Raw genomic sequence first — 15,923 nt, 5'->3', positions numbered from 1 at the left:
TGTAATAGCGTGAGGAAAGAATTAGATGTTTAACGCTCGTCTTAGGGCGAGCCTTACGGAAGCATGTTCACTATGGCTACAATCCATGTAGACGGTAAAGAATATGATGTGAACGGAGCGGACAACCTGCTACAGGCATGTCTTTCTCTGGGCCTTGATATTCCTTATTTTTGCTGGCATCCGGCGCTGGGAAGCGTAGGGGCCTGCCGCCAGTGCGCGGTGAAGCAATTCCAGAATGCCGAAGATACCCGCGGTCGCCTCGTCATGTCCTGCATGACGCCAGCGTCAGACGGCACCTTTATTTCCATCGACGATGGCGAAGCGAAAGAGTTTCGTGAAAGCGTGGTGGAATGGCTGATGACCAACCATCCGCACGACTGTCCAGTGTGCGAAGAGGGCGGTAACTGCCATCTGCAAGATATGACGGTAATGACCGGACACAGCTTCCGTCGCTACCGCTTCACCAAGCGCACCCACCAGAATCAGGATCTCGGCCCGTTCATTTCACACGAAATGAACCGCTGCATCGCCTGTTATCGTTGCGTGCGTTACTACAAAGATTATGCTGACGGCAAAGATCTCGGCGTCTATGGCGCTCATGACAACGTCTACTTTGGTCGTCCGGAAGATGGCACGCTGGAAAGCGAATTCTCCGGCAACCTGGTGGAAATCTGTCCGACCGGCGTATTCACCGATAAAACGCACTCTGAACGCTATAACCGTAAATGGGATATGCAGTTCGCGCCAAGCATCTGTCAGCAGTGCAGCGTGGGTTGTAACACCAGCCCAGGCGAGCGTTATGGTGAATTGCGTCGGATTGAAAACCGTTACAACGGCAGCGTAAACCACTATTTTCTCTGCGATCGCGGTCGTTTTGGTTACGGCTACGTCAATCGCAAAGATCGTCCACGTCATCCGGTACAGCAACGCGGTAACGATTGGGTCAGCCTGAATGCTGAACAAGCGGTGAATGCGGCGGCGGATGTGCTGCGTCGGGCGAAAAAAGTGATCGGTATCGGCTCTCCGCGCGCCAGCATTGAAAGCAACTTCGCGTTGCGTGAGCTGGTTGGCGCAGAAAACTTCTCCACCGGTATGCCAGCAAGTGAACAGGCGCGCGTGGAACTGATGCTGAAAGTGCTGCAGGACGGCGGCGTTTACACGCCATCACTGCGCGAAATCGAAAGCTATGATGCGGTGCTGGTGCTGGGTGAAGATTTGACTCAGGTTGGCGCGCGCGTAGCGCTGTCTGTACGTCAGGCGGTAAAAGGTAAAGCACGTGAGATGGCAGCCGCACAGAAAGTGGCTGACTGGCAAATCGCGGCAATCCTCAATATTGGTCAGCATGCGAAACATCCGCTGTTCGTGACCAACGTTGACGAAACCCGACTGGATGATATCGCGGCATGGAGCTATCGCGCACCGGTTGAAGATCAGGCGCGTCTCGGCTTTGCCATCGCCAATGCGTTGGATGAGAGCGCACCAGCGGTAAGCGGTTTCGACAGCAAACTGAACGGCAAATTAGATGTCGTGGTTCAGGCGCTGGCGGGGGCGAAAAAACCGCTGATCATCTCCGGTACGCATTCCGGTAGCATCGCGATGATTGAAGCCGCCGCGAACGTGGCGAAAGCCTTGAAAGCGCGCGGAGTCGATGTCGGCATTACTTTGCTAGCCGGTGCGGCGAACAGCTTCGGCCTGGGCCTGATGGGCGGTCAGTCGCTGGATAGCGCACTGGAACAGCTGAGCAAAGGCGAAGCCGATGCGCTGGTGGTGCTGGAAAACGATCTCTATCGTCATGCGCCAAAGGCCGACGTAGATGCGGCGCTAGATACCACCGCTAACGTGATTGTGGTTGATCATCAGCGTACCGCAACGCTGGAAAAAGCCGGTTTGGTGCTCTCTACCGCCAGCTTCGCCGAAAGCGATGGTACATCTATCAACCATGAAGGTCGTGCTCAGCGCTTCTTCCAGGTTTACGATCCGTCTTATTACGATGACAGCGTCGTGATGCTGGAAAGCTGGCGCTGGTTGCGCTCGCTGCACAGCGCGGTTGAAAGCCGTCACATTGACTGGACACAGCTCGATCACGTGATTGATGCCACCGTTGCGGCGCTGCCACAGCTGAAAGGCATTAAAGATGCCGCGCCAGACGCAAGCTTCCGTATCCGTGGTCAAAAACTGGCGCGTTCCCCGCATCGTAACAGTGGCCGTACCGCGATGCGTGCCAACATCAGCGTGCATGAACCGCGCCAGCCGCAGGATAAAGACACCATGTTTGCCTTCTCGATGGAAGGTAACAACCAACCAAGCGCACCTCGTTCGCAGATTCCATTTGCCTGGGCGCCGGGCTGGAACTCACCGCAAGCATGGAACAAGTTCCAGGCGGAAGTCGGCGGCAAATTGCGTCATGGCGATCCAGGCGTACGTCTGTTTGAAGCCAGCGATCGCTCTCTGCCGTGGTTTACTGCGATTCCGGAAAGCTTCGTTGAGGGCAGCCAGTGGCGTGTCGCTCCTTACTACCAGCTGTTTGGCAGTGAAGAGATGACGCAGCGCTCAACCACCTTCCAGAAACGCATGTCACCGGCCACGCTGGTGATTAACCCGGCTGATGCTGAGAAACTGGGCGTTAACAACGGTTCCTCTGTCGAGCTGGTCTGTGCCGGAGAAACGTTACGTTTGCCGGTACGTTTCTCTGCGTCGCTGCAAGCGGGGCAGGTGGGTTTACCGCTCGGTATGCCAGGTGTGCCGCCGTTCCTCTCAGGTGCGCAAATTGACAAACTGCAGGAGGCCGCGCAATGAGTTGGCTGACACCGGACGTTATTGAAATCCTGATCAACATTGGCAAAGCGCTGGTCATCCTGTTGGTAGTGGTGGGTTGCGGTGCTTTCATGAGTTTCGCCGAGCGTCGTCTGCTCGGCTTGTGGCAAAACCGCTACGGTCCGAACCGTGTAGGTTGGGGCGGATCGCTGCAGCTGGCTGCAGATATGATCAAAATGTTCTTTAAAGAGGACTGGGTTCCGCCGTTTACCGACCGCTTCATCTTTACTCTGGCACCGGTTATCGCCTTTGTATCGCTGCTGCTGGCCTTTGCCATTGTACCGGTTTCGCCAACGTGGATGGTCACTGACCTGAACATCGGTTTGCTGTTCTTCCTGATGATGGCGGGTCTGGCGGTCTATGCGGTGCTGTTCGCCGGTTGGTCGAGTAATAACAAATACTCGCTGCTGGGTGCGATGCGTGCCTCGGCGCAGACGCTGAGCTACGAAGTGTTCCTTGGTCTGTCGCTGATGGGTGTAGTGGCGCAAGCCGGTTCATTCAATATGAATGCCATCGTCGAAAGTCAGGCGCATCTGTGGAACATCATTCCGCAGTTCTTCGGCTTCCTCACTTTCTGCATCGCCGGCGTTGCGGTCTGCCACCGCCACCCGTTTGACCAGCCAGAAGCGGAGCAGGAGTTGGCGGATGGTTACCACATTGAATATGCCGGTATGAAATTCGGCCTGTTCTTCGTCGGTGAATACGTGGCGATCACCACTGTATCAGCGCTGATTGTCACGCTGTTCTTCGGTGGCTGGCACGGTCCGTTCCTGCCACCATTCATCTGGTTCGCTCTGAAAACAGCGTTCTTTATGGTGATGTTTATCCTGATTCGTGCTGCGCTGCCGCGTCCACGCTATGACCAGGTGCTGTCGTTCGGCTGGAAAGTGTGTCTGCCGTTGACGCTGTTGAACCTGCTGGCGACCGCCGCAGTGATTCTGTCCACCGCGCAGTAAGGGACAATGAAATGACTTTAAAAGATATTGTCGTTGGCTTCGGCACGACAGTGCGCAGTATCTGGATGATAGGCATGCATGCCTTCGCCAAGCGCGAAACCCAAATGTATCCGGAAGAGCCGGTTTATCTGCCGCCGCGTTACCGTGGACGTATTGTGCTGACGCGCGATCCGGACGGTGCAGAGCGCTGCGTTGCCTGTAACTTGTGTGCGGTAGCGTGCCCTGTCGGCTGTATCTCGCTGCAGAAAGCTGAAACGCAGGATGGACGCTGGTATCCAGAGTTTTTCCGCATCAACTTCTCACGCTGCATCTTCTGTGGTCTGTGCGAAGAAGCGTGCCCAACCACCGCGATCCAGCTGACGCCCGATTTTGAATTGGGTGAGTTTAAGCGTCAGGATCTGGTGTATGAGAAGGAAGACCTGCTGATTTCCGGTCCGGGTAAGTACCCGGAATACAACTTCTATCGTATGGCTGGTATGGCGATCGACGGAAAAGAGAAGGGCGAAGCGGAAAACGAAGCCAAGCCGATCGACGTCAAAGGGTTGTTACCTTAAGGAGCCAGGTATGGAATTTGCGTTTTATCTTTGCGGACTGGTCGCGGTGTTGACGACGTTGCGGGTCATCACTCACACCAATCCGGTACATGCGCTGCTGTACCTGATTGTTTCGCTGCTGTCGATTGCCGGCGTGTTCTTCTCAATGGGCGCCTACTTTGCGGGTGCCCTGGAAATCATCGTTTACGCCGGCGCTATCATGGTGCTGTTCGTCTTCGTAGTGATGATGCTGAACCTGGGCAAAACCCAGCAGGATCAAGAGCGCGAGTGGCTGAAGCCTTCACTGTGGATTGGTCCGGGCATCGTCTCATTACTGCTGCTGGCGGTAATGATTTATGCCATTAGCACTGCACAGGATCAGGGCATTGATGGCACCGTCATCGACGCCAAAGCGGTCGGTATCAGCTTGTTTGGTCCTTATGTTCTGGCTGTTGAGCTGGCATCAATGCTGCTGCTCGCCGGTCTGGTAGTGGCCTTCCATATTGGACGTGAAGAGCGTCACGGCGAAGTGCTGAGCAATCGTCAAGCGGATGCGCAAGCAAATAAGGAGGATCACGCATGATCCCGTTACAACACGGTCTAATGCTGGCCGCTGTGCTGTTTGTTCTCGGCCTGACCTCGGTGGTGCTGCGTCGTAACATCCTGTTTATGCTGATTGGTCTGGAAATTATGATCAATGCCTCGGCGTTAGCGCTGGTGGTTGCAGGCAGCTATTGGGGACAAGCTGACGGCCAGGTGATGTACATTCTGGCAATCAGCCTTGCGGCGGCGGAAGCGAGTATTGGTCTGGCGCTGTTGCTCCAGCTTTATCGTCGTCGTCAGACGCTGAACATTGACACAGTGAGCGAGATGCGCGGATGAATCTTCTCTATTTAACCGTATTATTTCCGCTGATTGGCTTTCTGCTATTAGCGTTTTCACGCGGTCGCTGGTCGGAGAACCTGTCGGCTGCAATCGGAATGGGATCGGTTGGTCTGGCAGCATTGACCACTATTTATGCCGGTTTTGACTTCTTCAATCAGGGACAGCAGCCGTTTACACAAGCGCTGTGGACCTGGATTCACGTTGGCAATTTTGACATCAAAGTAAATCTGGTGCTGGACGGCTTATCGCTGACCATGCTGTCAGTCGTTACCGGTGTCGGATTCTTCATCCACATGTTCGCTTCATGGTACATGCGTGGTGAAGAAGGTTATTCGCGCTTCTTCGCTTACACCAACCTGTTTATCGCGAGCATGGTGGTGTTAGTACTGGCCGATAACCTGATGCTGATGTATCTCGGTTGGGAAGGTGTGGGCCTGTGTTCTTATCTGCTGATTGGCTTCTACTACAGCAATCCAGAGAACGGCAAAGCGGCGATGAAAGCCTTTATCATCACCCGTGTCGGTGATGTGTTCCTCGCTTTCGCCTTGTTCATCCTTTACAACGAACTGGGTACGCTGAACTTCCGCGAACTGGTTGAGCTGGCACCAGCGCACTTCGCTGCTGACAACCATATGCTGCAGTGGGCAACCCTGATGCTGTTGGGTGGCGCGGTGGGTAAATCTGCACAGCTGCCGTTACAAACCTGGCTGGCGGATGCGATGGCGGGTCCAACCCCGGTTTCGGCACTGATTCACGCCGCCACCATGGTAACCGCCGGTGTCTACCTGATTGCACGTACCCACGGTCTGTTCCTGTTAACGCCGGAAGTGTTGCATCTGGTCGGGATCATTGGTGCGATTACCTTGGTGCTGGCAGGTTTTGCTGCGCTGGTGCAAACCGACATCAAACGCGTGCTGGCTTACTCCACCATGAGTCAGATCGGCTACATGTTCCTCGCGCTTGGCGTGCAGGCATGGGACGCGGCGATTTTCCATCTGATGACGCATGCATTCTTTAAAGCCTTGCTGTTCCTCTCTTCAGGCTCGGTCATTCTTGCCTGCCATCATGAGCAAAACATCTTCAAGATGGGCGGCCTGCGTAAGAGCATCCCACTGGTTTATGTCTGCTTCCTGGTGGGTGGTGCTGCGCTAGCGGCACTGCCGCTGATTACCGCAGGTTTCTACAGTAAAGATGAAATCCTGTTTGGTGCGCTGGCGAATGGTCACATCAATCTGATGGTTGCGGGTCTGGTGGGTGCATTCCTCACCTCAATCTACACCTTCCGCATGATCTTCATCGTGTTCCACGGTGAAGAAAAAATTCATGCTCACGCTGGCAAAGGCATTACTCATCATCTGCCGCTGATTGTGCTGATGGTGCTCTCCACCTTTATTGGTGCGCTGATTACTCCCCCGCTGGCGGGCGTCTTGCCGCAGAACGAATTTGGTGAAGGCGGCAAAGTGATGCTGGAAATCACCTCAGGCGTAGTGGCAATCGTCGGAATCCTGATTGCTGCAGCGCTGTGGCTGGGTAAACGTCAGCTGGTTACCAGCATCGCCAACAGCGCGCCGGGTCGTTTCTTCGGCACCTGGTGGTTCGCGGCCTGGGGCTTCGATTGGCTGTATGACAAGGTGTTCGTGAAACCTTATCTCGGCATCGCCTGGCTGCTGAAGCGCGATCCGCTTAATTCACTGATGAACCTGCCGGCGCTGCTGTCGCGTATTGGTAATAAAGGGTTGGTAGTGAGTGAGAACGGTTATCTGCGCTGGTACGTGGCCTCGATGAGCGTTGGCGCCGTGGTGGTGCTGGCGCTGCTGCTGGTGATTTAAAGATTGATGAGCGGGGCGGGTAAATTTTCTCGCCCCAGTAGCGAATGTAAAAGTTGCCTGAATGACGAAGCGTAATCGGCGCAGCCAGTTTCGTTACCGCCAGCGCACAGCAACCGGAGCGTACTTAGGTACGTGAGGATTGCGGGCACTGCCGGGAACGAAAATGGCAAGTAAGATAGCTCGAAATCAGGCTGAAAAAAGGGAAGTATGCCGTGTTATTACCTTGGCTAATAATCATACCTTTTGTCGGTGGCTTGCTCTGCTGGCTTGCGGAGCGTCTTGGCGCAAAAGTTCCGCGATGGATTGCCATGATCACCATGGGCCTGACGCTGGCGCTTGGCCTGCAACTGTGGTTGCAGGGAGGCTATTCACTGACGCAGGCTGCGGGCATTCCGCAATGGCAATCGACGTTCTCGGTACCGTGGATTCCGCGTTTTGGTATCAACTTCCATCTGGCGATTGATGGTCTGTCGCTGCTGATGGTGGTGCTAACCGGTCTGCTCGGCCTGATGGCGGTGCTATGTTCCTGGAATGAAATTGAGAAGTATCAGGGCTTCTTCCACCTCAACCTGATGTGGATTCTTGGTGGTGTGATTGGCGTGTTCCTCTCCATCGACATGTTCCTGTTCTTCTTCTTCTGGGAAATGATGCTGGTGCCGATGTACTTCCTCATCGCACTTTGGGGTCATAAAGCATCAGACGGTAAAACGCGCATCAGTGCGGCGACCAAGTTCTTCATCTATACCCAGGCTTCCGGTCTGATTATGTTGGTGTCGATTCTGGCGCTGGTCTTTGTGCACTACAACGCAACCGGCGTGTGGACCTTCAGCTATGAAGAGCTGCTGAAAACCCCGATGTCGCACACCGTTGAGTATCTGCTGATGCTGGGCTTCTTCATCGCCTTTGCGGTGAAAATGCCGGTGGTGCCCCTGCACGGTTGGTTGCCCGACGCCCACAGCCAGGCACCTACCGCGGGTTCGGTTGACCTCGCCGGTATTCTGTTGAAAACCGCGGCCTATGGTCTGCTGCGCTTCAGCTTACCGCTGTTCCCAAATGCGTCTGCGGAGTTTGCTCCGATTGCGATGTGGCTCGGTATCCTCGGCATCTTCTACGGTGCGTGGATGGCTTTCTCGCAAACCGATATCAAACGCCTGATTGCTTACACCTCCGTTTCGCACATGGGCTTCGTGCTGATCGCCATCTACACCGGCAGCCAGCTGGCCTTCCAGGGCGCGGTAATTCAGATGATTGCGCACGGCCTTTCGGCGGCGGCACTGTTCATTCTGTGTGGTCAGCTGTATGAGCGTCTGCATACGCGCGACCTGCGTCAGATGGGCGGTTTGTGGTCGCGGATTAAATGGATTCCGGGTCTGTCGCTGTTCTTCGCGGTTGCAAACCTCGGTATGCCGGGCACCGGTAACTTTGTCGGCGAATTTATGATTCTGACCGGCAGTTTCCAGGTGGTGCCGGTGATTATCGTCATTGCGACTTTTGGTCTGGTGTTTGCGTCGGTTTACTCGCTGATCATGATGCAGCGCGCTTACTTCGGCGAAGCGAAGTCAAAAGATCCGCTGCCAGGCATGTCACCGCGTGAGTTCATGACTATCGGCGTATTGGTGGTGTTGCTGGTGTTGCTGGGGATTTATCCGCAGCCAATCCTCGACACATCCCATGCTGCGATGAGCAATATTCAGCAGTGGTTTACCGCTTCAATTTCAACTACAAGGCCGTAATTCGCCATGACAATAACTCCTCAACATCTGATCGCGTTACTGCCGCTGTTGATCGTCGGATTGACGGTGGTGGTGGTGATGCTATCCATTGCGTGGCGACGCAATCACTTTGTTAATGCCACGCTGACCGTGATCGGACTTAACATTGCGCTGTTTTCTCTGTGGTTTGTCGGCCAGGCGGGGGCGATGGATGTCACGCCGCTGCTGCGTGTTGATGGCTATTCGATGTTCTACACCGCGCTGGTGGTGTTAGCGAGCCTGGCCACCTGCACCTTTGCTTATCCCTGGTTGGCCGGTTTCCCAGACAACAAAGATGAGTTCTATCTGCTGGTGCTGATTGCGGCTCTCGGTGGTATTGTGCTGGCGAGCGCTAACCATCTGGCGGCGTTGTTCATCGGCATCGAACTGCTCTCTCTGCCGCTGTTTGGTTTGATTGGTTACGCCTTCCGCCAGAAACGTTCGCTGGAAGCGTCACTGAAATACACCATTCTGTCAGCTGCAGCGTCATCCTTCCTGCTGTTCGGTATCGCCCTGATTTATGCAGACTCCGGTAGCCTGAGCTTTGTGCAGTTGGGCAAAAGCCTGAGCGATAGCATGATTCAGGAGCCGCTGTTGCTGCTGGGTCTGGGCATGATGATTATCGGTCTGGGCTTTAAACTGTCGCTGGTGCCGTTCCATCTGTGGACGCCAGACGTTTATCAGGGTGCGCCTGCGCCGGTTTCAACCTTCCTCGCCACCGCCAGTAAGATTGCGATTTTCGCCGTGATTATGCGTCTATTCATGTACGCGCCAGTCACTGACAGCGAAGCCGTTCGAACCGTGCTGGGTATCATTGCCTTCGCGTCGATTCTGTTCGGTAACCTGATGGCGATTTCTCAGAGCAACATCAAGCGTCTGCTGGGTTACTCCTCCATTGCGCATCTGGGGTATTTACTGGTAGCGCTGATTGCGGTGAAAACGCATCAACTGTCGCTGGAAACCGCCGGTGTTTATCTGGCTGGTTATCTGTTCAGCAGCCTTGGTGCGTTCGGTGTGGTTAGCCTGATGTCGAGCCCATATCGTGGTCCGGATGCCGATACGCTCTACTCTTATCGTGGCCTGTTCTGGCATCGTCCGATTCTGTCAGCAGTAATGACGGTGATGATGTTGTCACTGGCGGGTATCCCGATGACGCTCGGCTTCATCGGTAAATTCTACGTGATCGCTTCAAGTGTGAACGCACATCTGTGGTGGTTGAGTGGTGCCGTGGTAGCCGGTAGTGCGATTGGTCTTTACTACTATCTGCGCGTAACGGTGAGCTTGTATCTGAGTCCGCCAGAACTGCATAACCGCGACACCCAAGCCAACTGGGCGTTTACTGCGGGTGGTGTTGTGGTGCTGATCTCTGCGATTCTGGTACTGCTGCTCGGTGTTTATCCACAGCCGCTGATCACGCTGGTGCAGATGGCTCAGCCATTGATGTAAGCCAAACCCATGTCATCACTGAATCAGGCCTGCGGGCCTGATTTTTTTTGCCTGAAATCTGACAATCCCTTCCGACGTTGCTAATTTTTAAGCAGTGTTAATTCCTCCGCAGAGGCGACATGATCAAATTGATCTTCCTGCTTACCGGCGCGCAGATATTGCGTCGACGCTGGTATTGGCTCGCGCTGGGTGGCATCGCGTTAATCCTGCTCTCCGCAATGATTCTTTATGATATAGGCAGCGATGGCGTGTTGTCGGTACCGCTGGATATGCTCGCCATCCTGTTCGTCGTGGAAGGTGCGGTGCAACTGTTCTTCGCCATCAGCAAAGAGCTACGCATTGACTGGTTAACGCTGCTGAAAGCGCTGGGTTTCCTCTTCATCGCCTTCCTGATATTCAATATTCCTGCAGACAATAACGACGTATCAGCGGTGTTATTTGGAATGATGTTCCTGTTCGATGGCCTGTTTCGCATCTCGGCGGCGTGGGTATTACGCGGCGTACGTTGGCGCAAGCACTGCTTCACCGGCATCGTCGAGCTCGGTCTGAGTATTGTGATCATCAGCAACTGGCCGTTTCATCATCACATTGCGGTGCCGCTCTGTTTCGCACTGTTGCTACTGAGTATCGGCACCAATCTGCTCCTCATGGCGCGTCAGGCGCATCTATTAACCGACAATAGCTCGGTAACCGCGTTGCCGCTGTTCAAGGCGGCAGGATTACGCCGCTGGCACAGTAGCCGCTATGCGCATCCCCCCTTTCCGGCGGAGTTGGCCGCGGCCCCGTTGACCGTGTATATCTGGACGCCGGTTGGCGCCTGTGTGGTGCGCGAACGCTATCCGTTGATCAATCGCTATATTGCAGCGGTCGATAACAATGGCGTGGTGTCGACCGGGCACGCGGCGCTCGAAGTCGGCAGCGATCTCTATATCAGTCACTATCCACTGGACAACATCGATCGCGATTCGGGGAATTTCCGCGCCATTCTCCGTTCGGGGGAAAGTAATGATGTTGCCGGGCGCTTCTTGCCGTCGCTGGCGGAGGAAGTGGCGGATTGGTGTGCGCCTGATAAGCAGATCATTTTTCCACGCTACAATCGGGTAGCGCTGGAAAATTACTGGCGCAGCTATCGAACTGACAGCACTTATAACCTCACGGCACGTAACTGTTCATCCACCATGATTCAGGCGTTGGATGTGGCGATGGAAGGGATTCTGGCGCAGCAACCTTTTGCCGGTCTGCGCTTGTTTATCGATCCGAATTTCTGGTTACTTGGCGTCATTCGCGGCAGGGCAGAAGAGATGACGTGGACGCCAGGATTGGCGCTGGATTATGTCTGGTTGTTAAAACGCGTGATTGAACCCCAGTCGAGCCAGCTGTGGCCGCTCCGGTTATGGCAAGGTGTTAAATTGCGCCATGAGCTTTGGCAGCAAAAGCGGACGCCATCACGCAGCATTGTGAAATAACAGTGCAGGGTGCGTCACGTTGGTCGTACGAACTCGCGGCAGGCACTGCGTTTACTTAGGCTGCTGTGATACGCTGGCGGAATTCACTTTTTTCGCTCAGACAAGGAAGCACCATGGAAATGCTTTGGCTTGATTGCCATCACAGTGAACTGACGGCACAACAACTCTATACCCTATTGGCGCTGCGCAATCACGTGTTCATCGTTGAGCAAAACTGTCCCTATCAGGATATTGATGGACAGGATTTGGCTGCCGATAACCGCCATATTCTCGGATTTCTCGACGGCAAACTGCTGGCCTATGCGCGCGTACTGACGCCAGCGTTAGAGTCTGCGCCTGTGCTGATAGGACGCGTCATCGTCTCTGAAGAGGCTCGCGGTTTAAAGCTGGGATACCGTTTGATGGAGAAGGCGCTGGAGAGCTGCGAAAAGAATTGGCCACAGCGCGCGATTTATCTCTCAGCGCAGGCGCATCTGGAAGGTTTTTACGGTCGGTTGGGCTTTAAAGCGGTAACTGAAGTGTACATGGAAGATGATATTCCGCACATCGGCATGCAGAAAGCATAACGGCGAGGATCGCTCCTCGCCGTTATCATCAGCCCGGCGTCATCTGCCGGTCGTCAACATACTTACGTTGATCCGGCGGTGGCGGGAAGTACTGATAAAGCCAGGTTTCACTCAGCGTCTCATCTTTAGTACGCAGGAACAGGCGCATATCAACCGGTTTAGTTGAATCGCTGTTTGGATACCAGTCAAACAGGATGCGGTAACCGTTCAGCGGCTCAACGTAGAGAATCTCCACCTGCTTGAAGGTGCCGTCAGAAACGGTAATCACCGGCTCAATACCTTTCGGTGCAGCGGCTTTCAGATCGCCACCGACAAAATCAATGGCAAAGCGACGGCACCACGTATCCGGGAAGTGTTCGCCAGGCGCCCAACCTTCCGGGAAGCCACCAATTCCGGTGCGTGTTGCATCGACACGTGCTAAACCACTGCGCACTGGCGGCAACTGGCTCCAGTAGAGTTTGTACTGGAAGTTGAACTCGCTGCCGGCTTTCACCGGTTCTGACGGCTGCCAGAAGCAGACGATGTTATCCAGCGTTTCACCGGTGGTAGGAATCTCCATCACATTAATGGCGCCTTTGCCCCATTTGCCAATCGGTTCCACCCACAGACTTGGACGTTTGTCGTACCAGCCAATCACGTCCTGATAATTCTTGAAGTCATGATCGAGCTGCAGCAGGCCGAATCCACGCGGGTTCTCGTCTTGATAGGCGTTGAACTGCAAGCGCTGCGGGTTATTGAGCGGGCGCGCAATCCATTCACCTTCACCGGTCCACATCGCCAAACGATCGGAGTCGTGAATTTGCGGATGGTAAGTGTTGCACATGCGGCGCTCATTGGTGCCGCAGCTGAACATGCTGGTCATTGGCGCGATGCCGAGCTGGCGGATTTCATTACGGGCAAACAGGTGGTTTTCTACATCCATTACCACGCGTTTCTCTTCGCAGTGAATGGTGAACTTGTAGGCACCGGTGATGCTGGCGCCGTCCAGCAGCGCATACACGACAAATGTGGTGTCATCGGCTTTTGGCGTTTCGAACCAGAAGGCGGTGAAGTCCGGGAACTCCTCTTTGCCGTTGCTGAAGGTGTTGACCGCCACGCCGCGTGCAGACAAGCCGTACTGGAACGTCTCATCTACCGCACGGAAATAGCTGGCGCCCAGGAACGAGACGATATCGCGACGTGCCAGCTCTGGTTTTTTGAACGCACGGAAACCGGCGAAGCCGAGATCGGTTTTACCGACCAGCTGTTTGGTATCAACGTTGGCATTGTGATAGTTGAACAGCTCCGGGCGGAAGTGAATCTCGCGCGCTTCACGGCTGTCAGCATCCACCGAGAACATGCGGATGCGGCGTTTGAAACCCATCCCCACGTGGAAGAACTGCACATCAAGCTCGCGATCGGCGATGTTGTTCCACAATGAGTGATTGGCGTCGTACTGAATTTCGTTATAGGCCTGAGGAGTCAGATTGGCCAGCGTGTCGGGCAGGGGGCCGGGTGCGCCGCCCCAGGGCTGTTTTGCCAAAGCGGAGGCTTTCTTTTTCAAGGAATCGAAATCGAAGCGAACTGCGGTACCGTCGGCGATACCCTCATCGGCCCAGGCGGATTGTGCAAACAGCGTGGAGAGGCCCGTCATGCCGCTAACGGCGGAGAGGGCCATGGACGCTTTCATAAATTTTCTACGATTCATGCCGGAAATCTAATCCTTAGCTGCTCGGGTGTATTGTGACTGTCGTGCGTGCTTCACACATGTGTGACGCTGAGCGTCAGGCTACAGGGGGTTACGACAGTCGCGAAATTAAAAAATTCAGTCTGCGGAAAATTTATCAGATTAATCAAATAAGCGAAGCAGATTTCGCGCCGCTACGCCGCTGATAACATAACTTTGCATTGAGAGCGGTGAAACTCGGTAAATTCCTGGAGGCTTGCCGCCAGCAAAAATGGAATTTAGGACTATAGTTAAACCACAACGAGTTAGGAACATGGAGGAACTACATAGTGTCATCATCAGACCAATTTGAAACCCGCCTTGACGACGATCTGGCGCTGCTAACCGAAACGCTGGAAGAAGTATTACGCGCTTCGGGTGACCCGGCCGATCAGAAATACATCGAACTGAAACTCAAAGCTGAACAAGCGCTGGAAGATGTGAAATCACGCGTTAGCCAGGCGTCAGACAGCTATTACTATCGTGCCAAAAATGCGGCCTATCGCGCCGATGATTATGTGCATGAAAAACCATGGCAGGGGATTGGCATCGGTGCCGCCGCTGGCCTGTTTGTCGGTTTACTGCTGGCACGACGCTAAGCTCTGCCGGGCGCGACTCGCTTCGCGCCCGATTTCTGCTCTTCCTGACCCCATTCCCTACCAAATCCTCTTTTCGCATCATCCGCGATTGTGTTTCGCCTACGCGCTTCCTACAGTAAAGCGACAGGGATAAGGAGAACGCAACGTGATACGTGTAGAAATGCTCTCAACGGGCGATGAAGTGTTACATGGGCAAATAGTTGATACCAACGCCGCATGGTTAGCCGATGTGCTGTTCCAGCACGGATTACCGATGACCAGCCGCAGCACCGTCGGTGATGCGATGACGTCGCTGATCGAAGCGCTGCAAAGCCGCAGCCAGATTGCCGACGTGCTGATTGTCAATGGCGGTTTAGGGCCGACCAGCGACGATCTCAGCGCACAGGCCGCCGCCGCCGCCAGCGGTAGTGAATTAGTGATTCAGCAAGCCTGGCTGGAGAAAATGGAAGCCTGGTTTGCCAGTCGCGGACGCGTTATGGCGCCGAGCAATCGCAAGCAGGCAGAAATTCCGGCAAATGCTGAGATGCTGGATAACCCGGTCGGCACCGCATGTGGCTTTGCATTGCAGCTCAATCGCTGCTGGATTTTCTTCACGCCGGGTGTACCGTCGGAATTTAAGGTGATGGTCGAGCAGGAGATCATTCCGCGTCTCAAAGCGCGCTTTGCGTTGCCTGAGCCGCCGCTGTGTTTACGCCTCACCACTTTTGGGCGTGGAGAAAGTGATATTGCCGCCGAGCTCGAGCCATTACCGCTGCCGGAAGGTGTGGTGATGGGGTATCGCTCATCAATGCCGATTATCGAGATCAAACTCACCGGGCCAGCCGATCAGCGCGTGGCGATGGAGCAGGTGTGGCAGCAGGTAAAACTTTTGCTGGCTGAATGCACTATCTTTGAAGGCACCGAAGGTTTGCCGGCGCTACTGGCGCGCGAACTGCAGGATCGTGGCTTCCGTCTGGCGCTGAGCGAGCAGTTCACCGCAGGTTTACTTCACTGGCAATTGGCGGCCGCGGACGTAGCGCTCAGCAAGGCGGAGATCCTGCCAGCTCAGGATGAAGATCTGGAATCGCAGGTTGCGCGCACGCGTGATTGGGCGCAGCAACAGGGTTGCGCGCTGGCGTTATCTGTCGGAAATCTGGAAGAGGGTGAAATGTCAATCGCACTGCACACGCCGGAAGCGAGCTGGGGCCAACGCGTCAAGTTCATGCATGGTCGTCATAACGCAGAGACGCGACAAAAAGTGGTGGCGATGATGGCGATGAATATGCTGCGTCGCTGGCTGCACGGCAGCGAGGTCAGCACCGGACACGGCTGGATTGATGTGCTGGAAACAGTGAAACGTTGATTCGAAGGGTCGCCATTCATGGCGACCAACA

The 15,923-nt window shown here is 54.7% G+C and carries 13 protein-coding genes; 12 read left to right on the top strand and 1 reads right to left on the bottom strand.

The genetic code is table 11. The features are described 5' to 3' along the window. Nucleotides 1–72 precede the first annotated feature (72 nt). From nuoG to AC790_RS19515, 10 genes are all read left to right on the top strand, one after another. On the top strand, nt 73–2,796 hold the full coding sequence (gene nuoG / locus AC790_RS19560; RefSeq protein WP_049852888.1) for an NADH-quinone oxidoreductase subunit NuoG: 2,724 nt from the start codon (nt 73–75) through the stop codon (nt 2,794–2,796). Then, the gene (gene nuoH / locus AC790_RS19555; RefSeq protein ID WP_007889331.1) at nt 2,793–3,770 is read left to right on the top strand and encodes an NADH-quinone oxidoreductase subunit NuoH; all 978 of its coding nucleotides are present in this window, start codon (nt 2,793–2,795) and stop codon (nt 3,768–3,770) included. The genes nuoG and nuoH overlap by 4 nt, the downstream gene beginning before the upstream one ends. An 11-nt stretch (nt 3,771–3,781) precedes the next feature. Beyond that, nucleotides 3,782–4,324 (top strand): NADH-quinone oxidoreductase subunit NuoI, encoded by a 543-nt coding sequence (gene nuoI / locus AC790_RS19550; protein ID WP_007889332.1) that lies wholly within the window; start codon nt 3,782–3,784, stop codon nt 4,322–4,324. Between the two features lie 10 nt (nt 4,325–4,334). Then, nucleotides 4,335–4,886 carry an NADH-quinone oxidoreductase subunit J gene (gene nuoJ / locus AC790_RS19545; protein WP_007889333.1) on the top strand — a complete coding sequence of 184 codons (552 nt, stop codon included), beginning with the start codon at nt 4,335–4,337 and terminating at the stop codon, nt 4,884–4,886. After that, nucleotides 4,883–5,185, top strand: coding sequence for an NADH-quinone oxidoreductase subunit NuoK (gene nuoK / locus AC790_RS19540; RefSeq protein ID WP_007889334.1), 303 nt, complete (start codon nt 4,883–4,885; stop codon nt 5,183–5,185). Before nuoJ ends, nuoK begins: the two co-directional genes overlap by 4 nt. Then, nucleotides 5,182–7,017: an NADH-quinone oxidoreductase subunit L gene (gene nuoL, locus AC790_RS19535; RefSeq protein WP_049852887.1), complete on the top strand. Its 1,836-nt coding sequence runs from the start codon at nt 5,182–5,184 to the stop codon at nt 7,015–7,017. The genes nuoK and nuoL overlap by 4 nt, the downstream gene beginning before the upstream one ends. A gap of 212 nt (nt 7,018–7,229) precedes the next feature. Beyond that, nucleotides 7,230–8,750 carry an NADH-quinone oxidoreductase subunit M gene (nuoM, locus tag AC790_RS19530; RefSeq protein ID WP_036620887.1) on the top strand — a complete coding sequence of 507 codons (1,521 nt, stop codon included), beginning with the start codon at nt 7,230–7,232 and terminating at the stop codon, nt 8,748–8,750. 6 nt (nt 8,751–8,756) lie between these two features. Next, nucleotides 8,757–10,214, top strand: a complete 1,458-nt coding sequence (nuoN, locus tag AC790_RS19525) for an NADH-quinone oxidoreductase subunit NuoN (RefSeq protein WP_007889340.1) — start codon at nt 8,757–8,759, stop codon at nt 10,212–10,214. Nucleotides 10,215–10,333: 119 nt separating this feature from the next. Further along, nucleotides 10,334–11,680 carry an HdeD family acid-resistance protein gene (locus tag AC790_RS19520; protein ID WP_049852886.1) on the top strand — a complete coding sequence of 449 codons (1,347 nt, stop codon included), beginning with the start codon at nt 10,334–10,336 and terminating at the stop codon, nt 11,678–11,680. A gap of 113 nt (nt 11,681–11,793) precedes the next feature. Beyond that, nucleotides 11,794–12,246, top strand: coding sequence for a GNAT family N-acetyltransferase (locus AC790_RS19515; protein WP_049852885.1), 453 nt, complete (start codon nt 11,794–11,796; stop codon nt 12,244–12,246). Nucleotides 12,247–12,274: 28 nt separating this feature from the next. Here the strand turns inward: AC790_RS19515 and AC790_RS19510 are convergent, their stop codons facing one another. Further along, nucleotides 12,275–13,933, bottom strand: coding sequence for a glucan biosynthesis protein D (locus AC790_RS19510; RefSeq protein ID WP_049852884.1), 1,659 nt, complete (start codon nt 13,931–13,933; stop codon nt 12,275–12,277). A 308-nt stretch (nt 13,934–14,241) separates the two neighbouring features. On the opposite strand from AC790_RS19510, the gene elaB reads away from it, so the two are divergent. Both elaB and AC790_RS19500 read left to right on the top strand, forming a co-directional pair. Continuing rightward, entirely contained in the window at nt 14,242–14,550 is a 309-nt protein-coding gene (gene elaB / locus AC790_RS19505; protein ID WP_007889349.1) for a stress response protein ElaB, read from the top strand. Between the two features lie 145 nt (nt 14,551–14,695). Continuing rightward, nucleotides 14,696–15,892, top strand: coding sequence for a nicotinamide mononucleotide deamidase-related protein YfaY (locus tag AC790_RS19500; RefSeq protein WP_049852883.1), 1,197 nt, complete (start codon nt 14,696–14,698; stop codon nt 15,890–15,892). The last annotated feature ends 31 nt before the right edge of the window (nt 15,893–15,923 follow it).

Source organism: Pantoea sp. RIT-PI-b (assembly GCF_001187905.1).
In the GTDB taxonomy this organism is placed as follows: Bacteria; Pseudomonadota; Gammaproteobacteria; order Enterobacterales; family Enterobacteriaceae; genus Pantoea; species Pantoea nemavictus.
This window is presented reverse-complemented; position numbering and strand designations above follow the sequence as displayed.